Origin of the sequence: Algoriphagus sp. (assembly GCF_046296635.1) — a bacterium.
Taxonomy (GTDB): domain Bacteria; phylum Bacteroidota; class Bacteroidia; order Cytophagales; family Cyclobacteriaceae; genus Algoriphagus.
In genome coordinates this window covers 132,051-157,114 of record NZ_JBKBKZ010000006.1, presented here as the reverse complement: position 1 = coordinate 157,114, position 25,064 = coordinate 132,051, and the positions used below count along the sequence as shown (strand labels likewise).

Sequence of the window (25,064 nt, the reverse complement as noted above, 5' to 3'; positions counted from 1 at the left end):
AAGCCGACTTGTAGCCGGCTTAAATATATTGATTAATAGCAAATTAAGGCAATCTCCAGCGAACATTCAGACCAAATCCAGCTCTAAATTCGGTGACTTCAACCAAAAATAAATAAGGTCTGAAATCCAATCCAATCGTGATTGGAACATCAGCAAAGGCATATTCCGCACCTATCTCGGCTGCTGCTCCCAATCGAAAATTATTTCCTAAATAAACTGCCGGGCCAAAGCCTGCATACCATTGGAAATCCGTGTCCGGAATGTCGTCATAGATAGGGTTCCAAAGTGCGTCAATACCCAATCCATTTCCTCCAAAGCTGACATCAGCATGGATTCTGCTGAATTCCCCAAGTGCAAATACCCCATCGATTGCGACATTGTTTCCGTAAAAATCTCCAAATCGAAGACCGAGTTCCTGTGCCTGGGATTTCAGCGTACTGAATAATGAGAGCCCCATAATGAGAGCGAATAGTTTGATCTTTTGCATAGTTGGTGTTTAAAAGTTTGGTCAAAAATAGCGAAAATTGAGCCAAAATGCTTTCAAATCCATATCAATGGACTATTTTTTGAATTTCAGCTCCGATTCTTAACACTTCCTTCACCAGCAAATCCATGTCTTCCATTCGAGTACGCTGATTCACATTGGCTACACGTAGCGTATATTTCCCATTTAATACGGTAGAACTTGGAGATGCAATTCCTTCCTCCTGAAGTCTTAGGAGAATCTCTCGGTTTAAGTCCCGAAGTTGACTTTCAGAATACCCAGATTTGATCATCCGAAAGCAAGTGATACTCATCGAGACAGGTGCCGTCAATTCCAAATTTGGATTTCCATTAACCAGATCGGCCAAATACTCCGCTTGGCGGTTGTTTTGAGCGATCATCTGAGCATATTTCTCTCGTCCATGCTCTTTGAGTGACATCCAGATTTTGAGCGCTTTGAATCCACGGGAAAGCTCAAAACCATAATTATTGATCGAATCCAATCCTCCGGATAGCCCACGATCTTCCTGAAGCAAGTAATTAGGAGTAATGGAGAATGAATCCCGATGCATTTTTGCATCACGAATCAAGGTGCAGCCGACTTCATAGGGAACATATAGCCATTTGTGGAGATCAAAAGCCAAACTATCCGCCTCTTCAATCGCCTTCAATCTACCAGCATATTGCGGATCAAGCTTTGCCAATGCGCCATAAGCCCCATCAATGTGAAACCACATGCCGTGTTTTCTGGAAATTGCCAAAAGTTCGTCCAAGGGATCTATTGCTCCGGTATTCACTGTCCCGGAAGTTCCGACTATGCAAAAAGGAAGCAATCCAGCCTCGATATCCAGCTCAATTTGAGCTTTGAGGGACTCGATATCCAATTCATACCGATCATTAACTCCGATTTTTCTGACCGCTTCGGTACCTAAACCGATGACTTCCGCTGCTTTTTGAATGCAGGAATGCGTCTCAACAGAACAGTACAAAACCAACTGTGCCGAGGCGGCTTTGAGGCCTTGTGCTCTGATTTTTTCATCACGGAATGAATTTCTAGCCACCGTGAGTGCAGTGATGTTTGCCATCGAACCGCCACTGACTAGGATTCCAGAAGCATCAGCAGGAAAGTTCATCAGTTCTTTGCACCAATTGACGACTTGGCGATCCACATACATGGCCGAATGTTCACCGATGGCTACATTTGGATTCATCCCTGAAGCAAGCAAATCCGCCAAAACACCAAGTGGTGTGCCCGTTCCCTGAATCCATGCAAAAAATCGTGGATGAACATTGCCTTTGTTATATGGGAAAATATTTTGCTTGAACTCTTGGTAAATGGATTCCGGACTTTGGCCTTTTTCGGGAAGCGGTTTATCCAAAAATTGTTTAACCTCAGAAGGAATCGGCTTCCAGATTTTTTGTTCCCGGATATTTTGCCAATACTCAAAAAGATCGTCAATCATCTGATGCCCAAGTTGGCGCATGGCGTCCCAGTTTTCCGGGTCGAGTGTGAGGTCATTTTTTTTCTCTTCGGTCATATTTAAAGAAAATTTTTCCATTACTAAGATGGAAATTCAGGGTTTGGGTTGCACTAAAAAACTACTTTTTGAAAATAAAATAAACTGCCAAAATCAGGAAAATGGCACCGATCAAGTGATTGAGTTTTAGGGTTTCATTTTTAAATGCAATGAGCGTGAAAATCATAAAAATCACCAGCGTGATGACTTCTTGAAGGACTTTGAGCTGAACTAAGGAAAAAGGACCTCCATTACCTGAATAGCCTATTTTATTCGCAGGCACCTGAAACATGTATTCGAAAAGCGCAATTCCCCAACTGATCAGAATTATGGACACCAATCCAAGTTTGTTAAACCATTTCCACTCTGCAAATTTCAGGTGGCCGTACCAGGCCAAAGTCATAAAGGTGTTGGAAAGGACGAGTAGTCCGATGGTGAGGAGTGCTTTCATAAAATAGAAGAATAAATTCGCTCAAAAATAAGGGGTCTTGATCGTCGGATATCACAAGTCGGAAGGGAATAATTTTGGAGATTTGAAGATTTCGGCGGTTTTCATTTCGTCTTAAATGCCCAATCACCAAAAATATGAGGAAGAAAACCTGCCAATCGGCAACAAATTCAAAAACCCATCGGTTAGTTAAGATACTTTAGTTGAATTGCTTCATCTAAACGTACTTTCTATTTATGAGACAGCTATTCTATTCTTTTTTTCTCTTTTTTAATTTCATTACTGCATCCGTTTTTTCTCAGGAAAGCCCTTTTGATGGAATTAAGGGCTCTTGGTACACAACTGATGGTAGCAATGAGTTGGTTTTGATGGTCATGGATGACTTTGCATTGTTTGAAAGTCAGCTATGGGAAATTGATCAGATTACTTCAGAAAAGGTGATTCTCAAAAACGGGGACACCAATCTTGAACTTTTGATAACCAAAAAAGGAGCTTCATACATTTTGGAGAAAGGACAGGAAAAAATTACGGTCCAAGCCCAAAAGTCCAAAGACTTAAAAAATCGGGTAGTAGGAAAAACGGATGTTTCCAATGACTTCTTTAAACAGGATCAGGTTCTATTACAGGGTGTATTTCTACCGAAAGCCGAAATGCCCTCCACCATCACGATCATTTACAATTTTGCCTTCAGTGATGACCAGCTTCAATTCACAGGAGATGTAGATGAAAAAGGAAGATTCAAGGTGATTTTTCCATTAAGCTATCCGCAGGAAGTGATGGTACGGATTGGAAATGCATTTTTCACCTACTTTTCTACACCTGGAGCCAAGCAATCAATGGTTGTAGATGAAAGCTCTTTTGGAGCGGGAATGGCCACTTGGACCCAAGTAAAGAATATTGACTTTATGGGTGACTTGGCTGTAGAAAATGAAGAGCGAAGACTACTCAACCCTGAATTCATGAAGGTTCGGAATTATTTCCTCACGGATAGCATGACCAAGTCTCTGGAGACTGAGGAATTCATGGAATACAGACTTGGACTGATGAATTCCCATACTCAATTTTATCAATCGTATTTCGATTCTATTCCTGTCAGCGCTCTCCTTCAGGAGATTAGCCTAAGAGATGCCAGAACCTATGCTGCGGATGACTTGCGGAGATATATTTGGCTTCACAATGGAACGTCGGGTGGGTCTTTGAAACCGATAGCAGTGCCAAAGGAATATATTCAAGAGGTGAAAAAACTGATTACAAACGACCGTGAAGATCTCATGACCGCAAACTATGCAGGGCTAATGCGTGAATTCGCAAGTACTATAGAGGAGTCTGAGTTTAAAAAAATAAGTCAGCAAAACTATAAACTCATCTTTGAGTATTTAAATGATTTAGACTTATCAAATACACAAAAAGCTGGTGTAGAAAGTTGGTATAGCCAAGTAAAAAAAGAAGTTCCCCGAGACAGTTTAGTGACTTCGGATGATTTCAAGGAGTTGATGAAAATACATCAATCCCAGTTTACTCACCTTTTTTCGGCAGGCCAATGGAATCATGTCCTATCCAAAGTTTCAGACATGGAAAGTATTCCGAGGTCAAGTATCATTGCCACCTTTTTGGACATGAATTACCTTACCGTGGGAAAGGAAATCCCGGCAGGGATCAAAACAAGTCTTGCCAAGGAGATACCTGAACCAGCAGTACTTGCGATAGTCAATCAAAAAATTGAGGAGTTTGAAATGACACAAAATGCCAAGTTTGTGGAAGGAATGGAAATCTCTGAAAATTCTGAGAATGTATTGGCTCAATTGAAAGCCAAATTTCCCGGAAAAGTTATCTACGTTGACGTTTGGGCGACATGGTGTGGGCCTTGTTTATCTGAATTTAAATATGCTGAAACGATTAAAAAAGAGGCTCCTGATGATGTGGTATTTGCTTACATCTGTGCACAGTCAGATCGAAATACTTTTGAGGCTCAAGTAAAAAAACACAATCTCCTTGGCGAACATTATTTTCTTGACATGGTCGAATATCAGCAGTTTGATAAAGAGGTCAATATCACAGGATTCCCTACTTACATGATCATCACAAAAGAAGGTAAGCTTCTAAAGGACGGAATTCAACGTCCTAGTTCAGGATTCCTTTTGGTCAATCAATTAAAGGAGCACTCCTCACGCTGAGCGATTTTACTTATCAAAAAATCAACTGATACATCTCCTCCAACTTACTCACTTGGAGGATTTGTATCTTGAATTTCTTCAGGTCCAAACCTTTCACCGCATACTTGGAAACCATGATTTTCTTGAAGCCGAGTTTCTCCGCTTCAGCGATTCGGTTTTCGATGCGTGACACTGCCCAGATTTCTCCTCCCAAACCAACTTCCCCGGCAAAGGAAATATGCTCCGAAACTGGCGTATCCTCATAACTCGAGATCAGGGAAGCACAAACCGCAAAAAAAAGCTCAGCAAAATGCCGAGCTCATTTCTTATTTCACTTTCAGAAACCTATCAAATTTCTAGAATTCCTTTTTACGCAGTTGTCTCTAGTTTTTTCTTAGTTTCTTCAAACTGAATTTTTATTACTTTAAATATTCTTTCTGACATTATTCTCGCAACATCTTCAGGGGACATTTCTGGACTAAACTCCAATTCTTTTTCCAACTCAGGATTGACAAGTTTTGCCAATTTGTCAATATATGATTCCTTTTCTCTAATTGATGAGTTTTTATTTAGCATAACACTTGTTTTAATGATTAAAGTAATTTTTGAAGAAGTTACTATTCAACTTAGGGTCGAAATAATGCTTTCTTTTAATCCAAATAAATCCGTCACCTTTTGAAATTATGGCAACATCTACAGGACCTCCAACGCTTTCTTGTGCGAATGTAATTCGCCTTTTTAGATAAGTCAAATAAATCAAACTTTCTGCCATTTCTGCAAGATCTTCTTTTGATAACGTGGAAACCGCATCCATAAGTGGTGAAATGTGCTTAGAATTTTGATAGTCTTCTAATGTTTTAACAAAACTTTCAACAACAGGGTTTAGGTCAATTCTTCTTAAACTTTCTGCCGCTGATGGATTGGAAGTTTCTAGAGCTGTTGCCAAAAGCTCGACTAACTTTTGGTTTGTGTCCTTGAAGTTTTTAAATATTGAGTTTTGAAAATTAGGTTCTATTCCCATCAAAATTGTTTCGATAACATCTTTTTGAGCAAATGGGCTAATAGTAGCTCTATGAATTGTGCCTATTGAAGCGCATTCTTCATCAACAACATTATAACGAAGTTTTCCATTTAACGGAAAGGAAACTCGAAGAGAAATTAGTTGAGGGAAATATTCTTTTTCACCAAATCCCGTAAAAACTAAGCCAGTAAACCTTTCTTGCAAAGATTTTTCATCTGTGATAAAAAGAAAAAAAAAGTCTAAGAACACTGGCATTTAATGAACCATCATAAACTGGAAAGATGAATTTTAGCTTCTCTTCAATTAGACCAATTAATATTTCTCCGAATTTGACATTAAATTGATCAAAATCCATTACTGAAAAGCCCTCTAATTCTGACCTATTATTATTCAAATATTCAGTATACTGGGTAACTAGTGTCTTTAGATCTTCAAGAAATTTTTCCGATAAAAATTTGGGATCAGAAACTTTAGAAAAGGAATCTAGGGGAATTTCTTTTATTAGGTTTTCAATCGTTAACTCCAATGAGAATTTAAGATATTGAATATCGGATTCGTTTAATATAAAGTGATTATTTCGAAGGATAAATTCAATAAAGTCTTTTTGAAAGTCAATTACTGTATCAAAATTTTTCTTGCCAATTTCTTTTCTGTAAACCTTGATTATAGTTTCCCAAGGAGTTTCCATTAAACTTCCTTCATTGTAGATCATTATACCTATAGGGTGAAATTTAGAGAGCGTAAAAATTTTATTTGCCCGATTAAAGATTTTGTAACCCGATCCATTTTGGATGGTAACTGCACTATCAGCGGCAATTGCTACCGCCTGTCTATTCAAAACTCCAACTACTGCTGTCATAAAAATGATTTAAAAAACATTTTAATATAGCAACCTATCTTATTAATCCCGCATTTTTACCTCAAAAAATCAACTGATACATCTCCTCCAACTTACTTACCTGGAGGATTTGTATCTTGAATTTCTTCAGGTCCAAACCCTTCACCGCATACTTGGAAACCATAATTTTTTTGAAGCCGAGTTTCTCCGCTTCTGCGATCCGGTTTTCGATGCGTGATACCGCCCGGATTTCTCCTCCCAAACCCACTTCCCCGGCAAAGGAAATGTGCTCCGAGACCGGCGTATCCTCATAACTCGAGATCAACGAGGCACAAACCGCCAAATCCAATCCAGGATCGTCCACTCGCAAACCTCCTGCGACATTCAGAAATACATCTTGCTGACCCAATTTCATTCCTCCACGCTTTTCCAAAACTGCCAACAGCATATTGAGCCGCTTGGCATCGTGTCCGGTGCTGCTCCGCTGCGGTGTACCATAAGTCGCTGGACTGACCAAAGACTGAATCTCAATTAGTAAGGGCCGATTTCCTTCCATCATCGCTCCAATGGCGACACCATTGAGCACTTCCTCCCGCTGCGTCAGCAAAATCTCTGAAGGATTGGCGACCGAGCGAAGTCCCTCAGCCCGCATCTCGTAGATTCCGAGTTCGTGAGTGGAGCCAAATCGGTTCTTTGATGTCCGCAGAATCCGATAAGTGAGATGCCGATCTCCTTCAAATTGCAAAACGGTGTCAACCATGTGCTCCAGAACTTTTGGCCCGGCTATCGATCCATCCTTAGTGATATGGCCAATCAAAAAGACAGGCGTACCGGTTTCCTTGGCAAATTTCATCAGTTCAGCAGTGCACTCTCTCACCTGAGAAACCGAGCCTGCAGCGGATTCTACATATTGGCTGTTTAAAGTTTGGATCGAGTCAATGACCAACAAATCAGGATTAAGCACTTCAATCTGTTGGAAGATTTGCTGTGTGTTGGTTTCTGAGAGCACATAGCAATCCGGATTTTTAGCTTCCATCCGATCTGCACGCATTTTGATTTGGGCTTCACTTTCCTCGCCTGAGACGTACAGGATGGTTTTTCCTTTCAAAATCAAGGCGATTTGCAGCATCAGCGTAGACTTACCGATTCCAGGTTCCCCACCTATCAGAACCAAAGATCCCGGCACGATTCCACCTCCCAGCACTCGATCCAATTCAGGATCTCCTGTGATCCATCGCGCTTGCTCTTCGTAATTTACCTCGTGGATTCTTTTAGGTGAACTGGCTTTCTTAGTACCGGCACCTTGAGGCTTCCAGCTACCTTTCCCTGTTTCTTCTTTCTGTACGATTTCCTCTACATAGGTATTCCATTCCCCACAGGCAGGACATCGCCCGATCCATTTAGGACTTTGCGCTCCGCAGTTTTGACAGAAAAAGGTGGTTTTTACTTTTGCCAATTTGATTTACGATTTTTGATTTACGATTTACGATTTACGACAAAGTAGGAAGTTCGGAAGTAGGAAGTTTGGAGGTAAGGTTGACCGAAATTTTAACGTCCTGAATCTTACTTCTTGCTCCAATTTGATTTAGGTTTTTTGATTTCGATTTACGACGTATGTCTTGATACTTATGTCTCAATTTTTTTCTCGCTTCTTTGTCACTTCCTAATCTTACTTGAAACAATATTTACAAATTACCCGAAATTGTTCAACCCTTTCAGGGTTGTCGTCCCTGATTTAAAATCTTCAATTCCCCGCGTTTCACACGGGGCTATTTAAAGTTTAACCCCTTCAGGGTTGTTTATTGACACACTCGACTTGTCTATTGCTTCTTGTTTCTAGTCTCTGCTCTTGATACTAGCGTCTTGATACTAGATACTTACTGTCGCTTCTCGCTTCTTGTATCTTTCTTGATACTTACGTCTTGATACTTACGTCTTGATACTTGATACTCCCCATCAATGTGCTTGCAGCCAATCCGTCCCTACACCCACTTCCACTTCGATCGGCACAGCGAGTTTGATTGCATTGGACATTAGGCCTGGAATATTTTTCTTGAGCAATTCCACTTCATCCTTATGCGCATCAAAAACCAATTCATCATGAACCTGTAGGATCATTTTGGACTTCAGATTTTCCTTTTTCATCCATTCGTACACATGGATCATGGCCACTTTGATCAGATCGGCAGCCGAACCTTGAAGCGGAGCGTTGATTGCATTACGCTCAGCAAAGTTACGCATGGTCATATTGCGGCTATTGATGTCTCTCAGATAGCGTCGGCGACCTAATATGGTTTCCACGTATTCATCTTTTCGGGCCTTCTCGATAGCTCCGTCCATATATCCTTTTACGGCAGGAAATTCCTCGAAATAAGCGTCAATTATTTCTTTGGCTTCACCTCTTGGAATGGATAATCGCTGCGCCAATCCGAATGGTGAAATACCATAAATTATCCCAAAATTAGCCGTTTTAGCTTTTCTCCTCATATCTGAAGTCACTTCTTCCAGCGGCACTTTGAAGATCTTAGCAGCAGTGGTGGCGTGAATATCCCGACCGTTTTTGAATGCTTCCAGCATCGATTCATCCTGTGAAAAAGCCGCCATTAGGCGAAGCTCAATCTGCGAATAATCGGCAGAAAGCAGGACATGATTTTCATCTCTTGGAACAAAGGCCTTTCGGATTTCGCGACCTCTTGCAGTTCGGATCGGGATGTTTTGAAGGTTGGGATTTATCGAAGAAAGTCTACCTGTAGCAGCAACAAACTGATTGTAAGTAGTATGAATCCTGCCAGTTTTCGGATTGATCATCGTAGGTAAAGCATCCACATAGGTCGATTTCAGTTTCACCATCTGTCGGTAATCCAAGATCGCTTCGGCGATCGGATGCTCGTTGGCCATTTTGCTGAGAATTTCTTCTCCGGTTGCATACTGCCCGGTTTTCGTCTTTTTGGCCTTTGGATCCAGCTTTAATTTCTCAAAAAGCACGTCGCCCAGTTGCTTTGGCGAAGCCAGATTAAATCGGACTCCAGCTAATTCGTAAACTTTCTTTTCGATCTCCTGACTTTCTTTTTCCAATAAAATGGACAGCTCAGCTAAGCTTTCGGTATCTATTCGCACGCCTTCGAATTCCATTTCAGATAAAACCCGAATGAGTGGATTTTCAACATTATCAAAAAGTTCTTCCAGACCATTAGACTTCAAAATTGGATCGAATTTCTCCTTCAATCTCATCGTAATATCCGCATCCTCGGAAGCATACGAGGTGACTTCATCCTCGTCAACATCACGCATGTTTCCCTGATTTTTGCCCTTTTTGCCAATCAGTTCTGTGATGGAAACTGGCATATAATTTAAATACTGCTGCGCCAACCAGTCCATGCTGTGCTTTCCTTCCGGCTCGATTAGGTAATGAGCAAGCATGGTATCATAAAGTGTTCCCTTCACCTCGATGCCGTAATTCTTCAACACGAGCATGTCGTATTTAACATTTTGACCAATCTTGGTGATGGATTCATTTTCAAAAACCGGTCGAAGAATCTCGAGAATCTCTTGGGTTTCGGCCTGATTATCTGAAACAGGGATATAATACGCCTCACCGGCAACATAAGAAAATGACAATCCTACCAACTCGGCTTGCATCGCATCCAATGCAGTGGTCTCTGTGTCGAAGCAAATTTCCTTTTGGAGGAGCAAATATTCTACAAGCTCTGCTACTTCTACTTTTCCTTTCACCTTGTGGTAATTATGGACATTGGACCAAATAGTATCAAGAACAGGTGGAGGACCTAGTTCCAAAGTTTCGCCTTCTTCTCCTTCCTCAGTAATTGAAATAGAAGAGGAAGATTCGGCCGCAGGAGCACCAAACAAATCCATTTGAGCAGGTGCACTGAGATTGGCTTTCTTTGCGCTTGGTTCTTTAAAAATACGGGCTGCTAATGTTCTAAATTCAAGTTCGGTAAAAATCGCTCTGAGCTTTTCCTCATCTATTCCTTCATAGATCAATTCTTCTTCGATAAAATCTACCGGCACATCAATTTTTATAGTGGCTAGTTCTTTTGATAAAATTCCCTGTTGGGCAAAATTCTCCACATTTTCCCGTTGCTTGCCTTTCAGCTTATCTACATTGGCTATCAGGCCTTCTACAGTGCCATAATCCTTTAGAAGCTTAACCGCTGTCTTCTGTCCAATGCCAGGAATACCGGGGATATTATCCACCGCATCACCCATAAGTCCCAGCATATCCCGGACTTGGTCCACGTGATCAATATCCCATTTCTCACAGACTTGCTTAGGACCCATTACATCCACCCCATTTCCCATAAAGGCGGGTTTGTAAAGAAAAATATGATCTTCGACGATCTGCCCGTAATCTTTATCCGGAGTCATCATATAGACTGTGAAGTCTTCGCGTTTGGCTTTTTTGGCCAAAGTTCCAATGATATCATCTGCTTCAAAGCCATCCATTTCCAAAATCGGTATCCGAAATGCCTTCACAATTTCTTTGACCCATGGGATCGAAACTGTAATATCTTCCGGCTGTTCCAGACGGTTGGCTTTGTACGGTTCGTATTGAATATGGCGAAAAGTTGGGGCTTTTGTGTCGAAAGCCACCCCAATATGGGTAGGTTTTTCCTTATCCAGCACCTCAACTAGGGTATTGGTAAAGCCAAGCATAACACCAGTGTTGAGACCCTTTGAGTTAATCCTTGGATTTTTGCTAAAAGCAAAATGTGCCCTGTAAATTAGGGCCATGGCATCTAATAAAAATAGCTTATGGGCTTGTTTTTGAGACATTTTTCAATAATTAATATTGTAATTATTTTCGGTCAATTAAGGCTTCTAAGTTACTGTTTTTCCGATTGAGAAGTCTTAGGTTTTATTTTAGTGTCAATAGTTGACACGTTTTGGAGTTCTATTTGGAATGCGTACTTTGTGTAAACTTAATTTATCTAACAGCTATGAAAAAGATCCTTACCATCCTTGCATTATTCCTAAGTGTGCAATTTGTAAACGCAACACCTAAGAACGATCCAAAGCAAGAGCTTACTGAAGCTCAACAAATCCGTGCTACTGAAATGAAAGAAAGGCTTGAAGAAATTAAAGCCATGGACTTCAAGTCAATGAGTAAAGAGGAAATCAAAACCATCAAGACTGAGATGAAAGAGATGAAGGAAGAAGCTAAGAAGGCTAGCAATGGCGTCTATCTTTCTTTGGGAGCAATCATTATCATCGTTTTATTGTTGATTTTACTTACTTAATAAAAACTTAGGGCTCTCGATTCGAGAGCTCTATTTTTTTTATCTCATAACCTCTACCTAGAGGTTATTTTTTTGCCTCCTCCAACTCTTTTTCCAGAAAATAATTTTTTACCTGCAAACTTCGGAGGAAAATAATTATCAGCGGAATTAACCAAACCAGTTCATTAAATACCAAGTGGAAAATACTGCGCTTGTTCCATCCAAGATCCGGAGCAAAGCCTAGTGTGAACCATATTGTAGTAATTATTTTCCCTGTAATTCCTGCCAAAATCAACCAAACCCAACTTACTGGGTAAAAAGCGGAAACAAAAATGATCAAGCCCACCAGAATCCCAAATGTCCCGAAGTAAGTAACCGGAAGGCTTTCCAATTCAGTATTTCCCATTGCCATCCATAATAGTAACTGTGGCCCAAACCATTTGAAAAAAGCCGACCAGGCAATCGTGTACATCCCTGCTAGGAGCAAAAGTCCTCTGAAGTGCATAGGAAAATAAGGAGTCGAGTGGTTTTGATCCATGAGTGGTTTGATTATTTCGGGCGAATTAAACACCTTCCGGCGCTTTAAGTTTGGTATATACACAAAACTATCCAATGCAACGAAAAAATCACCTTCCCTCCAGCGCTTTTCTGCTTTTAGTAGCAATAGCTTTCTTGACACTGGGATTTACACTCGGCCGAAAAGTCGGTGAAATCACTCCTATTTCTATCGAAGCGGCGGCCGATCTGATCGGACTCTCCTTTTCTCCTTCGGAAAAAGACAGCATGATCAACGCTTTGACCACCCAGCGAGGTAATTTTGAAATCCTTCGCAAAACCACTCTGGCAAATTCCGTTTCTCCTTCTCTAGTCTTCAATCCGCTTCCTCAGGGCTTTTATCCAAATCAGGATCAAAACCTTTACGATTGGGGCTTACCTGCATCTGTTCAATTACCTGATAAAGAAAGTGATATAGCTTACTTGCCGGTAAACCAACTTGCGGTATTGATCAAGACAAAAAAGATCACTTCAGAACGGCTGACAAAAATCTACCTGAATCGAATCAAGACCTACTCTGATACACTTCAGTGCTTGATCACTTTACTTGAGGCCCCTGCTTTAGAAAAAGCCCGAGCAATGGATCAAGAGCTCGCTGCCGGAAAGTACCGAGGTCCTCTGCACGGAATACCTTACGGAATCAAGGATCTACTTTCGGTCAAAGGCACCAAAACTACCTGGGGAGCTGAGCCTTATAAAAATCAATCTTTCGACGAAACCGCAACTGTTGTTCAAAAGCTGGACGAAGCAGGCGGAGTCTTAGTCGCTAAGTTTACCCTCGGAGCTCTCGCCATGGGAGACGTTTGGTATGGGGGTGTCACCAAAAACCCATGGAATCTCAATCAAGGGTCGAGTGGATCTTCGGCGGGATCTTCCGCCGCAGTCAGTGCCGGATTGATTCCATTTGCACTGGGTACAGAGACTTTGGGTTCCATTGTCTCCCCCTCTACCCGAAATGGCGTGACCGGACTTCGGCCGACGTTTGGACGGGTGAGCAAATATGGTGCGATGGCCTTGAGCTGGTCAATGGACAAAATTGGCCCAATCTCACGGTCAGTTTTGGATAATGCAATTGTACTTGCTGTACTGAACGGAAAAGACGAAAAAGACGCCTCGACGATCCCTGCAGCCTTTAATTATTCCGCGAAAAGCGATGTCAAAAAACTCAAGGTGGGCTATTTCAATGCTTTCTTTGAAGGAAATCGTGCAAGTAAAAATGATCAGGCTGTGCTTGAAGTACTCAAAGCCCAGGGAATAGAATTGCATCCTCTTGAACTCAAGACTAGCATGAATCCCGGTCCGATCACTAATATGCTTATCGTGGAAGGAGCAGCAGCTTTTGACGAGCTTACCCGACTGGATCTCGATGATCAGATGGTCGCCCAACGTAAAAATTCCTGGCCGAATATTTTCCGTGCAGCTCGATTTATCCCGGGAGTGGAGTATGTGCAAATGAGCCGTCAGCGGAGTCTTTTGATCGAGGAAATGCATGAATTGATGAAAGGATACGATGTGATCGTGACCCCTTCCTTTGCTGGACAACAACTTCAGATCACCAACCTCACAGGGCATCCGGCGCTTTGCATGCCAAATGGCTTTACAGACAATGGAAGCCCAACCTCAATCACACTCCTAGCCAACCTGTTTGAGGAAGAAAAGTTGATTATGCTTGGACGCTTAATTCAGGAAAATACCGATTGGCAAGCCAAGCGCCCTCCGATGTTTGATAGGTAAGAAATGTGGATAAACATCATTTTTGCCACTATAAAAATTATCTGTTTTATATCGGATGTAAGACAGGATAGGGCCTGAAATTACACCTAAAGTCTGTCCCTTAATCCAGTTTAATTTTTCAACGAAGGATCGCATAATCAGAATAAGAAATCACCGGGTAATAGAACAGCGTCAGTAGCAAAGCTAGGCGAACTTTAAACAAGACAACCTTCGAAAAAAAGTAGGATAATCTTTTCCATATCATAATCAAATCTAAACGTATCAAATCGTTTCATTTTGTGTGTGCAGATTCAAATCATAATCGTATTTTTGCGTATCAAATCGTATCATAATGGGTATTGGGGTATATAGTTTTAAACTGAATATTGATTGGAAACTGATTAATCTAATCAGTGAATTAGACCGCTTTGATGCAAATTGGACAGCCATTGAACGAAAAGAAGGACAAAGCCTCAAAGAGTTGAAAAGCATTGCTACGGTACGAAGCGTTGGAGCTTCAAACCGCATTGAAGGCAACAAAATGAGCGATGAGGAGGTTGATGTGTTACTTCAAAAAATTGACATTACAAAACTTACCGACAGAGATTCCCAGGAAGTAGTCGGTTATTTTGAAGTGTTGGATTTGGTTTCTGAATCTTACTCAACTATCAATCTTACCGAAAGTCATATCAAAGCTTTACACAACAGGTTGATGAAGTATAGTGTCAAAGACGAATGGCATAGAGGTAATTACAAGGTGCATAGCAACGCTGTGGAAGCCTCATTTCCTGACGGTACACGACAAATAATTTTTCAAACCACTGAACCGGGATTTGCAACCGAAGATTCTATAAAGGCTTTGATTAATTGGTATAATTCTGAAATGGAGGTACACCCCTTAATTAAATTAGCCTCATTTGTCTATGATTTTTTGAGCGTTCATCCTTTCCAAGACGGAAACGGAAGGTTGAGCCGTTTGATTTCAACTCTTTTGTTACTCAAAAATGGTTATAAATGGATTCAATATGTGAGTTTTGAGCACGAAATTGAAAACAGAAAAAGCGAATATTATCAGGTTTTAAGAAGTTGTCAGGCACAACGCCCCAACGAAGATGTTACCGATTGGATGCAGTTCTTTTTGAGTTGCTTGTCAAATATTCAATCGCAGCTGATGACTAAATTGAATAAAAGCGGTTTTGAAACACAACTTTCGCCAAAGGAAAAATCAATTTTCACAATTATTCAAAACCGTCCGAACATTCAGTCGGGAGAAATTGCTGAAAAATTGGGAATACCTTCACCAACTATAAAACGTATTTTGCCGAAGTTGATTGATATAGGATTGATTGAAAAACAAGGTCGCGGACGAAATGTGAGTTATACTATAAAATAAAACAATGATAAGAAGTGGCGTTCTGCTTCCATGAAAGTGAGATGCTAAATGCAAGGTTTGTTCTATTATTGAAGTTCAGTTCTAAAAATTAATGACGGTGTATAGCTATAAACCGACAACCATCCAATAGAATCAAAGCAAAAAGGCCCGTAAAAACGAAATTCACAGGCCTTTTTAGGTGATTTAATTACTATTTAACAACACCCGCAACCTTGATATTGGTTGGCTTCAGAAACCAGACCTTCTGCGTGGTTTCAATTGAGTAATGATCCAACTTATTTGTGGCGAGATTCATATAAAACTCTCCATGGGAAGTTGTGGAAAAAAATAAATTTTCCTCAGCCATTCGAAATTTAATAGAAGAAGGATAATCATTGGTATATTTTATTGTGATCTCCTTTACCTTTCCCTTTTCCCCAGGCGAAAGCTTATGGATCAAATAGTCATGTTTTGTGTCTGTGGAATATGCACGTGCAAGTGATGGAGCATTGATATCCGCTCGATAAAAAGCCAAAAACTCTTCTTTCCAATCTTGGGATGAATAAACTACATCCACGATCTTCTCTTCTCCATTAATTCTGGACGTTTTAGTCACCGCAGCACCGTCAATTTTCGCAATTTCTACATCAATGAATCCAATCAGGTTGAAATAAGGAAGCTTTTCCATTTTTCCCCCTTCTTCTCCCGTGACACACGAAAAGCTGACCAAAGCAATTAAACAAAAGGTAAAATATGACTTCAAATTCATTACTTCACAAGTATATCTCCGGTCATTTCTGAAGGGATTTCGATTCCCATTAATTTTAGAATCGTAGGAGCCAAATCACCCAATTTTCCATCTTCCACCGGCATTTGCTCAGTACCATCAACCATGATAAATGGAACTAGGTTGGTCGTATGAGCAGTATTGGGAGTGCCATCCTCATTGATCATCATATCGGAATTGCCGTGATCTGCGATGACAATGATTGTGTATCCATTGGCCAAGGCTGTTGTCACTACACTTTCTGCACAGGTATCAACAGCTTCACAGGCTTTGACCGCTGCATCAAAATCTCCGGTATGTCCGACCATGTCTGCATTCGCAAAATTAAGACAGATAAAATCCGCACTTTTCCTTTTCAGTTCGGCATTGATCTTTGAAGCAATCTCAAAAGCACTCATCTCAGGTTTGAGATCGTAGGTAGCCACCTTCGGTGATGGGCAAAGAATCCTGCTTTCTCCAATAAATTCTGTTTCCCTTCCTCCGGAAAAGAAAAACGTCACATGCGGGTATTTTTCAGTCTCGGCGATTCGGATTTGCTTTTTCCCTGCTCTTTCCAGGACTTCTCCGATCGTATTATTGAGATTGTCCTTTTCAAAAAGTACCTCCACTCCTACAAAGGTATGATCGTAATGGGTGAAGGTTATATAATCCACATTGAGCTTTTTCATGTTAAAATCCTCAAAATCCTTCTGAGTCAGAACTTGAGAGATTTCACGACCTCGATCTGTTCTGAAATTGAAGCAAATCACCAAGTCGCCTTCCTCCATTGTGGCAAGGGGTTTATTATTTGGCCCTACATGAATTATCGGGCGAATAAACTCGTCCGTCACATTATTGGCGTATGATTTTTTAATTGCTGCAAGTATGTCTTTGGACTTTTCGCCCTCACCTCTCACCATCGCATCATAGGCAAGTTTGACTCGCTCCCAACGATTGTCACGATCCATGGCATAATATCTCCCAATTACTGAAGCTATTTTTCCCACTGAGTCTTTCAAAAAATCCTGAAGGTTGCTTAAATAATTTATACCTCCCTTTGGGTCAGTATCACGGCCATCAGTGAATGCATGGATGAAAACTTGCTCCATTCCATGAAACTTTGCAGCATCACAAAGTCCTTTCAAATGATTGATATGAGCATGGACTCCTCCGTCAGAAACCAATCCCATGAAATGAGCTTTTTTGCCTGCGGCCTTTGCTTTGGCAAAAGCATCAGCCAAAACAGGATGAGTTTTCAGTTCCCCGTTTTGAACGGCAAGATTGATTTTGACAAGATCCTGATAGACGACTCTGCCAGCACCGATATTCATGTGACCGACTTCGGAGTTGCCCATTTGGCCCTCAGGCAATCCGACAGCAAGACCTGAGGCCTCGAGTGTAGCATGAGGATATTTAGTGAAAAGACTATCTACAAAAGGCGTTTTAGCTTTGTCAATTGCAGAAACTGCTGGATTGGTGGCAATACCCCAACCGTCCAAAATCATCAATAAAACTTTCTTGTCCATGGGGCAAATATATTACTTTTCAATCCAAACTTTCCCCTGGAATCTTTTCTGACACCACTTGTCCACTTGATTTTTCTATTCTGAAAAATGAACTTCTACTCACCTTTTTTGGCTTAGATTTTGCCAAATGAGCATGATGCAAGTTTTAAGTCTTTTACTTTCAGCTTTTTTGTGGTTCTATTCCCCTGATCCTGGGTTGAATACAGAGAAATCTATTGACCCAATTGTATCGGCTATTAGCAGTGGTTCAAGTAGCGAATTAGTACGATTTTTCGATTCAAGCATCTCCATGAATGTCAATGGACAGCAAGGAGAGTATTCTAAAAGCCAAGCTGAGATCATTTTGAGAGATTTTTTTAAGAAAAATCCTTCCCTTGGATTTGCTCTGATTTTCCAAAACGAGAACCCAGGAAGTCTCAGTACTTACATCGGTGAGTATTCGACCAATCAGGGATTATTTAAAGTTTTTATTAAAGTTTCTCAAAATGGTTCCGGATTTAGGGTTTACAGCCTTGATTTCGTAAAAAGCTAGTTTTTAGCCGCTCATTTTGGCTATTTTTGGGCCATGAAGCCCGCTTATCTGACTCCGGAGTCTCTCCAAAAATTCATTCAATCTGCACTCCTTGAGGACATTGGCCCTGGAGATTATTCTTCTTTGGCTTCCATCCCTGCGGGAAAAACAGGCAAGGCCAAACTTTTAATCAAGGATGATGGAATTCTGGCTGGAGTAGAACTGGCCGGAGAGATCTTCAAAGCTGTGGATCCTAGGCTGGAAGTGGAGTTTTTCAAAAAAGACGGAGACCAGGTAAATGCCGGAGATATTGGACTTACTGTTTTTGGACCTTCGGCCTCCATTTTATCCGCTGAGAGGCTAGTGCTCAACTGTATGCAACGAATGAGTGCCATCGCCACCAAAACTAATTGGCTTAGTCAGCTGATTTCTCATACTAAGGCAAAGTTGATGGATACTCGAAAGACTACACCTAATTTCCGTTTGATGGAAAAATGGGCGGTTCTCATTGGCGGCGGCGTCAATCACCGATTTGCGCTCTATGATATGGTGATGTTAAAAGATAACCATGTCGACTTTGCGGGAGGAATACGAGCAGCGATCGAGCGAACCAAAAATTACCTACAGGAAAATAATCTTAACCTGAAGATCGAGATAGAAACGCGCAATTTGGATGAAGTCCGTCAAGTCTTGGAGGTAGGTGGAATAGACTACATCATGCTCGATAATATGGATTATGCCACCATGAGAGAGGCCGTGTCAATGATTGACGGAAAATATTCCACAGAAGCCTCCGGAGGCATCACTGAAGAAACGCTCGCCGCTGTCGCCGAATGTGGGGTGGATTACATCTCCATGGGTGCTTTAACACACTCTGTAAGCAGTTTGGATATCAGTCTGAAGGCCTTTTAAAGTTCAAAAAATCCACATTTCGCTTCAGTCCAGAGAGCTTTGTTCTTTTCACTGCAGATTTTGGAAAAACTCTCTTGAAGGTCTCCTCAGTCATTTCAATCCAGTCCCGGTTAGTAAAATTTCCCAATTCTCTATTTGGCTGGAATGCCGGTTCCTGATGCGGCCTGGAAAAACGATTCCAGGGACAAACGTCCTGACAGATATCGCAGCCAAAAGCCCAATTTTCCATCTTTCCGGCAAACTCATCGGGTATAGCTTCCTTGAGTTCGATAGTCAGATAGGAAATACATCGCGACGCATCTACTACACCAGCCTGTACAATGGCATCAGTCGGACAAGCATCAATGCAAGCTGTGCAAGTACCACAGTAATCTTTTGCCAGCGGTAAATCCGGCGTAGCCTCCAAATCAATAATCAACTCCGCCAAAAAGAAGAAACTTCCCATCTCCCGATTGAGCAAAAGGCTGTTTTTTCCAATCCAGCCCAATCCGGCTTTCTCTGCCCATTGTCGCTCCATGACAGGTGCAGAATCAACAAAAGATCGGCCGTTGATTTCGCCAATTTCTTCGCGAAGCAATTCCAAAAATTCATTCAATTTGTCGCGAATCACATCATGGTAATCGGCCCCATAGGCATATTTAGCGAGTTTGATATCCGACTTTCCTTCAGGAAGATTTTGAACTGGATAATAATTATAAATCAGCGAAACGACAGTTTTAGCGCCTTCGACGAGTTTGGTGGGATCCAGTCTTTTATCGAAATGGTTAGCGAGGTAGCCCATTTTTCCATGATAATTCCTATTGAGCCATTCCTCCAATCGAGGTGCTTCCTCCTCCAAAAATTCCGCCTTGGCAATCCCACAAAAGTCAAAACCCAATCGATGGGCGGTGGATTTGATTGTTTGGGAGTTTTTATCGGTGGGAGTCATTGTGATTCGAAATTAGCTGGAATCTGGATTTTACTTTAGAAAAAGGCTAAATTTCTAAGACTCTAAATAATCTGCGATGAAAAAAAGGATTACTCTCACAGTAGAAAAGGAAATTGCTGATCACGCTAAAGCTTTAGCCAAAAGTCAGGGTATTTCACTTTCTGAACTGTTTTCTAGGAAACTTGAAGCCTTGGAAGAAGATCATCTAGCTATCCAGTCAGCGGTGAACCGTTTTCGGGAACGGATGAAAAAACATACATCAATTAAAGAACAGGAAAAGTAGAATAAAGATCTAATTATCGAGACTCTACGAAAAAAATTGGATGATATAGATTAGCTTTCCTCCAATCTCTTCAAATCAGGTCTATCCTGATACCATTGATCCTCAAAAGTTTCTTTGATATCCACGGGAGCTGTTAATACCGCCCACACCATCCACAAAACCAAGAACGGACCTACCAAAAATATCGCCCAAATCAGTGGTAATGCCACGTTAAACTGAATCAGTGTGATGAAAAGTATCAATACCCCCGTCACTATTCCTACAACCTGAAGATAGTTTTTCATTTTTTTTATAATTTTCTTTTGAAGCCATACCTACAAACCGGTTGAATCTCGCATATTGGATAAACATCCCGATTTGTGGCGCTTTCGTCATGCCTGTCTGCCACAGGCAGGCTCGATTGCATCGGTTTATAATTGCATTTTAACAACAGCCCTCCGATTACTATCAAGGCTATTTTAGACCTGAATTGGCTAATTAATCTCTATTTGTGTTGCACAAATTATGCCTGTCTCCTCAGGCAGGCTCTATTCGGAAAACACCCCAGTTTGTTTGCTAGGGTTCTGCCTATCTGACTCAGGCTGGCTCTATATCATCTTTTTTTGAAATTTGATGAAAATAGTAAACTCCACTGCCCTTCCCTTTGTTAGAAACCCTATATCCTCTTTGACAACTTCTTGATACTTGATACCTTCTACTTGCTACTATATCTTGTCTCTTGCTTCTTGTATCTAATTTCTTAAAAATGAAAGGCTTTCGCTTTACTCAGTACATACCTCCACAGGATCCGGAGAAGAACACGTTCGAAAACCTTCTGAATGTTTTCCTTCAACTCGTCACCATGACAGGTGGAGATGTCGCGGAAGCTTTGAGTTGGCTGACCAACCTCGACAAGCGTTACAACATGGCTAATCCAAATTATGGGATTGGTGATTTTATAGATGATCTGAAATCAAAAGGTTATCTCACCGAGGAAAATCAAAAAGGCGAATTAAAGATCACCGGAAAAGCAGAGCAGAATATCCGAAAAAATGCCTTGGAGGAAATCTTTGGTAAACTCAAACGTAGCAAATCCGGTCAGCACAAAACCACTCATTCCGGAACTGGTGATGAGCGTGGTACCGACCGTCGTGCTTTCGAATTTGGAGATAACCTCGATCAAATCGCTTTGACCGATTCCCTTAGAAATGCGCAGGCAAATCATGGTTTTTCGGGCGATTTTCTACTTACCGAGGATGACTTGGAAGTGATGGAAAATGAAGTTCGATCACAGACTTCCACTGTGCTAATGATTGACATTTCGCACTCGATGATTCTATACGGTGAAGATCGGATCACTCCTGCCAAAAAAGTAGCGATGGCGCTTGCTGAACTCATCAAAACCCGCTATCCAAAAGATACGCTCGACATAATCGTTTTTGGAAATGATGCTTGGCAAATCGAAATCAAAGACTTGCCTTACCTGCAAGTTGGACCTTATCACACCAACACTGTCGCAGGTCTGGAACTTGCTATGGATTTACTTCGCCGGCGCAAAAACCCGAACAAACAGATCTTCATGATCACCGATGGCAAACCAACCTGCCTGAAAGTGGGGATCAAATATTACAAAAATGCTTTTGGGATTGACAGCAAAATCTTGGCTGAAACGCTGAAACTGGCCGCTCAATGCCGTAAGCTGAAAATTCCCGTGACGACTTTCATGATTGCTTCAGATCCATATCTGAAAGAATTCGTGAAAGAATTCACCAAAGTAAACAATGGAAATGCCTATTACTCCAGCCTGAAAGGCCTTGGAGATTTAATTTTTGAAGATTACAGACGAAACCGAACCAAACGCTTCTAAGCATGGACTACCAAAAACTAACTGGTCAACAACTCTTACAAATCAGAACGCTCGGACAGCTCAAAGCCTCCGGATATACCTCAAAATCCATCAAAGAAGAACTTCGTGATAATCTAATTCTGAAAATCAAACGAAAAGAAAATGTCTTTGAAGGGATTTGGGGATATGAAGACACTGTCATTCCGGACATTGAGCGGGCTATCCTTTCCCGCCACAATATCAATTTACTTGGTCTTCGTGGTCAGGCGAAAACTCGGATTGCTCGCATGATGACTCATCTACTGGACGAGTATGTGCCTGTAGTTTTTGGCTCGGAACTAAATGATGATCCATTGCAACCGCTATCCACTTTTGCAAAAGATCTGATCGAGGAAAAAGGTGACGATACACCTATTATCTGGTGGCATCGGAATGATCGGTACACCGAAAAACTCGCAACTCCTGACGTTTCTGTTGCCGACTTAATTGGTGACGTGGATCCGATCAAAGCAGCGACCATGAAACTCAGCTACAACGATGAGCGGGTAATCCATTATGGACTCGTGCCAAGATCGCACAGATCCATTTTCGTCATCAATGAATTGCCTGACTTGCAGGCTAGAATTCAGGTGGCATTGTTTAATATTTTGCAGGAAGGTGATATACAAATTAGAGGTTTCAAACTCAGATTGCCGCTGGATATACAGTTTGTCTTTACCGCAAATCCTGAAGATTATACCAATCGAGGAAGTATAGCGACTCCACTGAAAGATCGAATCGAAAGTCAGATCATAACCCACTATCCAAAGTCCATCGAAATCGGTCGTCGGATTACAGCTCAAGAAGCGAATCTGAAGGGCAAGCCTGTGGAAAACATCTTTGTGCCCGAACTGATGAAAGATCTCATCGAGCAGATTGCGATAGAAGCGAGAGGTTCTGAATTTGTGGATGAAAAAAGTGGGGTTTCAGCCCGATTAACCATTTCGGCCTACGAAAACCTGATTTCAGCAGCGGAGCGAAGACTCTACATGAATGGTGAAACCAACACGATGGTTCGAATTGCAGATTTGATCGGTGTCATTCCTGCTATTACAGGAAAAGTGGAACTGGTCTACGAAGGCGAGCAAGAAGGTGCAGGATTAGTTGCATACAATTTGATTGGAAAAGCGATCCGGACTCAGTTTATCAACTATTTTCCTTCTCCTGAGCAAAGTAAAAAAGACAAAAACGGTAATCCCTATATCCTTCCTTTGGCTTGGTTTGGGGAAGGAAATGTACTTGACATTTTAGCATCTCAACCGGACAAACAATACAAAAGCTTACTTCACTCTGTGCCGGGATTGGAAGAGGTTGTCACTCAATTGGTGAAAAACCTACCTGAAAAAGAGAAGGAATTCTTCATGGAATTTGCGCTTCACGGACTGGCCGAGTATTCCCAACTCAGTAAAAAATTATTGGACACAGGACTTCAGTTCAAGGACCTATTCAGTTCGATGTTTGATATGAATGAAGACGATGATTTCGAAGATGAGGATGACAATTAAGAAAGGGGCGAAAGCCTCTTTTTTTTGTTAAATTGAATTTTAAAATTTCAATACCATGAGTACCGCAGAGAAAAAAATCGATTTAATAACTTGGCTATCCAATCTTCAGGATGAGGAGATTTTGGATCAATTAGAGTCTATTCGGAAGAAAACGGTTTTTGATGCCTATCAAAAGACACTTTCTCCAATGTCAATGGAGGAATTTGAAAATTGTGTGGCTGAAGCGGAGGAGGATATAAAGTCAGGTCGAATTATTTCTCAAGAAGAACTCGAAAACCGAATCAAAGCTGGCAGAATTCTATGAAGATTTTTTGGTCAGAAAAGATTTCTTGATCTAAAAGTTTCCAAATTCAATAGTCATGGGAATAAACATTGAAAAACAGATAGAATATTGGATCAACGGAGCTGTAGAAGATCTTGAAGTTGCCAGTATTCTTATTGAAAAGAGTAGGTGCTTACATGGATTGTTTTTTTGTCATTTGGTTGTAGAAAAAGCCCTCAAAGCGCATGTGGTCAAAGTCACATGTGAATTAGCTCCCAAAACACATAACTTGATATATCTTTCTGAAAAATCTAACCTTGCACTTAGTAATGACACTTTAGAATTTTTCGGAGTGTTGATGAAATATCAATTGGAAGGAAGATATCCTGGATATCAGCCGTTTATTCCAGATCTTCGAGTTGTTAAAGAATATTTGATAGAGACAAAAAAGCAATTATCATGGCTCAAGGAGAGGTTATCCAATTACTGAAAAAATACATTGAAATCCTTCGAGCAGAGGGAATTTCAGTCAATAAAGCTTTCCTATATGGAAGTTATAGCGACAACTCTGCCTCCGAAGAAAGCGATATTGATGTTTTACTGGTTTCGGATGGATTTGAAGAATCAAATGACAGATTGGTTGGAAAAATATGGCGTCTAACAAGTAAAGTCAGTTCTAAAATCGAGCCCATTATAATTGGAACCAAAAATTATGAGACTTCGGAAAACTCTCCTTTGGTTACAAAAGTCAAGGAATCAGGAATCCAAATTGCTTGATTTTAAGTTCAGCAGTAAATCAAAATCAGCCGATCAAAATCAACACAATCCCCACCAGCGCAGGCAAACCTTGTACATAAAAGATTTTTTTACTCGCAGTGATCGCTCCATAAATCCCTGCGATCAGCACACAGGTCAGAAAAAACAAGGCCACTTTATCCGCCCAAACCGGATCTGCAATAACCAAGGACCAAATCAGCCCTGCTACCAAGAACCCATTGTACAAACCCTGATTTGCTGCCAAAGCCTTTGTTTTTGGAAATAGTTCTGCCGGCATTTGCCGGAAGATTTTCCTCCCGGTAGTCTCCCAAGCAAACATTTCAAACCATAAAAAATACAAATGAAGTGCGGCAACCAAGCCGATGACGATATTTGTGAGGAGTTCCATGGAGT

Annotated in this window: 26 protein-coding genes and 1 pseudogene; 12 read left to right on the top strand and 15 right to left on the bottom strand. The window is 41.1% G+C overall.

What is annotated here, in order from left to right; all coding sequences use genetic code 11:
- Window positions 1-43: 43 nt before the first annotated feature.
- The 3 genes from ACK4HU_RS06765 to ACK4HU_RS06755 form a co-directional block, all read right to left on the bottom strand.
- On the bottom strand, window positions 44-487 hold the full coding sequence (locus ACK4HU_RS06765; RefSeq protein WP_409804636.1) for an outer membrane insertion C- signal: 444 nt from the start codon (window positions 485-487) through the stop codon (window positions 44-46).
- A 64-nt stretch (window positions 488-551) separates the two neighbouring features.
- Window positions 552-2,021 carry a pyridoxal phosphate-dependent decarboxylase family protein gene (locus ACK4HU_RS06760; RefSeq protein ID WP_409804633.1) on the bottom strand — a complete coding sequence of 490 codons (1,470 nt, stop codon included), beginning with the start codon at window positions 2,019-2,021 and terminating at the stop codon, window positions 552-554.
- A 61-nt stretch (window positions 2,022-2,082) separates the two neighbouring features.
- The gene (locus tag ACK4HU_RS06755) at window positions 2,083-2,451 is read right to left on the bottom strand and encodes a DMT family protein (protein ID WP_409804631.1); all 369 of its coding nucleotides are present in this window, start codon (window positions 2,449-2,451) and stop codon (window positions 2,083-2,085) included.
- 233 nt (window positions 2,452-2,684) lie between these two features.
- On the opposite strand from ACK4HU_RS06755, the gene ACK4HU_RS06750 reads away from it, so the two are divergent.
- Window positions 2,685-4,622: a TlpA family protein disulfide reductase gene (locus ACK4HU_RS06750; protein ID WP_409804628.1), complete on the top strand. Its 1,938-nt coding sequence runs from the start codon at window positions 2,685-2,687 to the stop codon at window positions 4,620-4,622.
- Window positions 4,623-4,635: 13 nt separating this feature from the next.
- Here the strand turns inward: ACK4HU_RS06750 and ACK4HU_RS06745 are convergent.
- The 6 genes and pseudogenes from ACK4HU_RS06745 to polA form a co-directional block, all read right to left on the bottom strand.
- Window positions 4,636-4,902: pseudogene (locus tag ACK4HU_RS06745) on the bottom strand (S16 family serine protease); the annotation flags it as partial.
- A 68-nt stretch (window positions 4,903-4,970) separates the two neighbouring features.
- Window positions 4,971-5,177 carry a hypothetical protein gene (locus ACK4HU_RS06740; protein ID WP_409804625.1) on the bottom strand — a complete coding sequence of 69 codons (207 nt, stop codon included), beginning with the start codon at window positions 5,175-5,177 and terminating at the stop codon, window positions 4,971-4,973.
- Window positions 5,178-5,187: 10 nt separating this feature from the next.
- The gene (locus ACK4HU_RS06735) at window positions 5,188-5,877 is read right to left on the bottom strand and encodes a hypothetical protein (protein ID WP_409804623.1); all 690 of its coding nucleotides are present in this window, start codon (window positions 5,875-5,877) and stop codon (window positions 5,188-5,190) included.
- Window positions 5,834-6,481: a hypothetical protein gene (locus ACK4HU_RS06730; protein WP_409804621.1), complete on the bottom strand. Its 648-nt coding sequence runs from the start codon at window positions 6,479-6,481 to the stop codon at window positions 5,834-5,836. The genes ACK4HU_RS06735 and ACK4HU_RS06730 overlap by 44 nt, the downstream gene beginning before the upstream one ends.
- Window positions 6,482-6,542: 61 nt before the next feature.
- Entirely contained in the window at window positions 6,543-7,916 is a 1,374-nt protein-coding gene (radA, locus tag ACK4HU_RS06725) for a DNA repair protein RadA (protein ID WP_409804619.1), read from the bottom strand.
- Window positions 7,917-8,416: 500 nt separating this feature from the next.
- A complete protein-coding gene (gene polA, locus ACK4HU_RS06720) occupies window positions 8,417-11,254 on the bottom strand; it encodes a DNA polymerase I (protein ID WP_409804617.1) in 2,838 nt (945 codons plus the stop codon).
- A gap of 164 nt (window positions 11,255-11,418) precedes the next feature.
- On the opposite strand from polA, the gene ACK4HU_RS06715 reads away from it, so the two are divergent.
- Window positions 11,419-11,718, top strand: a complete 300-nt coding sequence (locus ACK4HU_RS06715) for a hypothetical protein (protein ID WP_409804615.1) — start codon at window positions 11,419-11,421, stop codon at window positions 11,716-11,718.
- Window positions 11,719-11,782: 64 nt separating this feature from the next.
- On the opposite strand, the gene ACK4HU_RS06710 is transcribed toward ACK4HU_RS06715, so the two are convergent.
- A complete protein-coding gene (locus tag ACK4HU_RS06710) occupies window positions 11,783-12,235 on the bottom strand; it encodes a hypothetical protein (RefSeq protein ID WP_409804613.1) in 453 nt (150 codons plus the stop codon).
- Between the two features lie 74 nt (window positions 12,236-12,309).
- Between ACK4HU_RS06710 and ACK4HU_RS06705 the strand changes: the two genes are divergently transcribed.
- Window positions 12,310-13,986 (top strand): amidase, encoded by a 1,677-nt coding sequence (locus ACK4HU_RS06705; protein ID WP_409804610.1) that lies wholly within the window; start codon window positions 12,310-12,312, stop codon window positions 13,984-13,986.
- 460 nt (window positions 13,987-14,446) lie between these two features.
- On the top strand, window positions 14,447-15,358 hold the full coding sequence (locus ACK4HU_RS06700) for a Fic family protein (RefSeq protein WP_409804608.1): 912 nt from the start codon (window positions 14,447-14,449) through the stop codon (window positions 15,356-15,358).
- A gap of 190 nt (window positions 15,359-15,548) precedes the next feature.
- Here ACK4HU_RS06700 and ACK4HU_RS06695 read toward each other — a convergent pair whose 3' ends face one another.
- Both ACK4HU_RS06695 and gpmI read right to left on the bottom strand, forming a co-directional pair.
- Window positions 15,549-16,106 (bottom strand): hypothetical protein, encoded by a 558-nt coding sequence (locus ACK4HU_RS06695; RefSeq protein WP_409804605.1) that lies wholly within the window; start codon window positions 16,104-16,106, stop codon window positions 15,549-15,551.
- Window positions 16,106-17,629 (bottom strand): 2,3-bisphosphoglycerate-independent phosphoglycerate mutase, encoded by a 1,524-nt coding sequence (gpmI, locus tag ACK4HU_RS06690; protein WP_409804603.1) that lies wholly within the window; start codon window positions 17,627-17,629, stop codon window positions 16,106-16,108. Before gpmI ends, ACK4HU_RS06695 begins: the two co-directional genes overlap by 1 nt.
- 133 nt (window positions 17,630-17,762) lie before the next feature.
- Here gpmI and ACK4HU_RS06685 point away from each other — a divergent pair, with 133 nt between their 5' ends.
- Together ACK4HU_RS06685 and nadC are read left to right on the top strand one after the other, a co-directional pair.
- On the top strand, window positions 17,763-18,161 hold the full coding sequence (locus tag ACK4HU_RS06685) for a DUF4783 domain-containing protein (RefSeq protein WP_409804602.1): 399 nt from the start codon (window positions 17,763-17,765) through the stop codon (window positions 18,159-18,161).
- Between the two features lie 33 nt (window positions 18,162-18,194).
- A complete protein-coding gene (gene nadC / locus ACK4HU_RS06680; protein WP_409804600.1) occupies window positions 18,195-19,052 on the top strand; it encodes a carboxylating nicotinate-nucleotide diphosphorylase in 858 nt (285 codons plus the stop codon).
- Here nadC and queG read toward each other — a convergent pair.
- On the bottom strand, window positions 19,033-19,980 hold the full coding sequence (gene queG / locus ACK4HU_RS06675) for a tRNA epoxyqueuosine(34) reductase QueG (protein WP_409804597.1): 948 nt from the start codon (window positions 19,978-19,980) through the stop codon (window positions 19,033-19,035). The two genes, nadC and queG, sit on opposite strands and share 20 nt — an antisense overlap.
- Window positions 19,981-20,056: 76 nt before the next feature.
- Here queG and ACK4HU_RS06670 point away from each other — a divergent pair, with 76 nt between their 5' ends.
- Complete coding sequence (locus ACK4HU_RS06670; RefSeq protein WP_409804595.1) at window positions 20,057-20,263, top strand: DUF6364 family protein; 207 nt, start codon at window positions 20,057-20,059, stop codon at window positions 20,261-20,263.
- A 50-nt stretch (window positions 20,264-20,313) separates the two neighbouring features.
- Here ACK4HU_RS06670 and ACK4HU_RS06665 read toward each other — a convergent pair whose 3' ends face one another.
- Complete coding sequence (locus tag ACK4HU_RS06665; RefSeq protein ID WP_409804593.1) at window positions 20,314-20,547, bottom strand: hypothetical protein; 234 nt, start codon at window positions 20,545-20,547, stop codon at window positions 20,314-20,316.
- Window positions 20,548-21,008: 461 nt separating this feature from the next.
- Here ACK4HU_RS06665 and ACK4HU_RS06660 point away from each other — a divergent pair, with 461 nt between their 5' ends.
- Genes ACK4HU_RS06660 through ACK4HU_RS06640 form a run of 5 tightly spaced genes read left to right on the top strand, consistent with a single transcriptional unit; the run spans window position 21,009 to window position 24,671 of the window.
- Entirely contained in the window at window positions 21,009-22,109 is a 1,101-nt protein-coding gene (locus ACK4HU_RS06660) for a vWA domain-containing protein (RefSeq protein WP_409804590.1), read from the top strand.
- Between the two features lie 2 nt (window positions 22,110-22,111).
- Window positions 22,112-23,632, top strand: a complete 1,521-nt coding sequence (locus tag ACK4HU_RS06655) for a magnesium chelatase (protein ID WP_409804588.1) — start codon at window positions 22,112-22,114, stop codon at window positions 23,630-23,632.
- Between the two features lie 55 nt (window positions 23,633-23,687).
- On the top strand, window positions 23,688-23,936 hold the full coding sequence (locus ACK4HU_RS06650; protein ID WP_409804585.1) for a hypothetical protein: 249 nt from the start codon (window positions 23,688-23,690) through the stop codon (window positions 23,934-23,936).
- Between the two features lie 55 nt (window positions 23,937-23,991).
- Window positions 23,992-24,384: a HEPN domain-containing protein gene (locus ACK4HU_RS06645; protein ID WP_409804582.1), complete on the top strand. Its 393-nt coding sequence runs from the start codon at window positions 23,992-23,994 to the stop codon at window positions 24,382-24,384.
- Window positions 24,354-24,671, top strand: a complete 318-nt coding sequence (locus tag ACK4HU_RS06640; protein WP_409804579.1) for a nucleotidyltransferase domain-containing protein — start codon at window positions 24,354-24,356, stop codon at window positions 24,669-24,671. The genes ACK4HU_RS06645 and ACK4HU_RS06640 overlap by 31 nt, the downstream gene beginning before the upstream one ends.
- A 25-nt stretch (window positions 24,672-24,696) precedes the next feature.
- On the opposite strand, the gene ACK4HU_RS06635 is transcribed toward ACK4HU_RS06640, so the two are convergent.
- Window positions 24,697-25,059 (bottom strand): DUF1304 domain-containing protein, encoded by a 363-nt coding sequence (locus tag ACK4HU_RS06635; protein WP_409804577.1) that lies wholly within the window; start codon window positions 25,057-25,059, stop codon window positions 24,697-24,699.
- Between the last annotated feature and the right edge of the window lie 5 nt (window positions 25,060-25,064).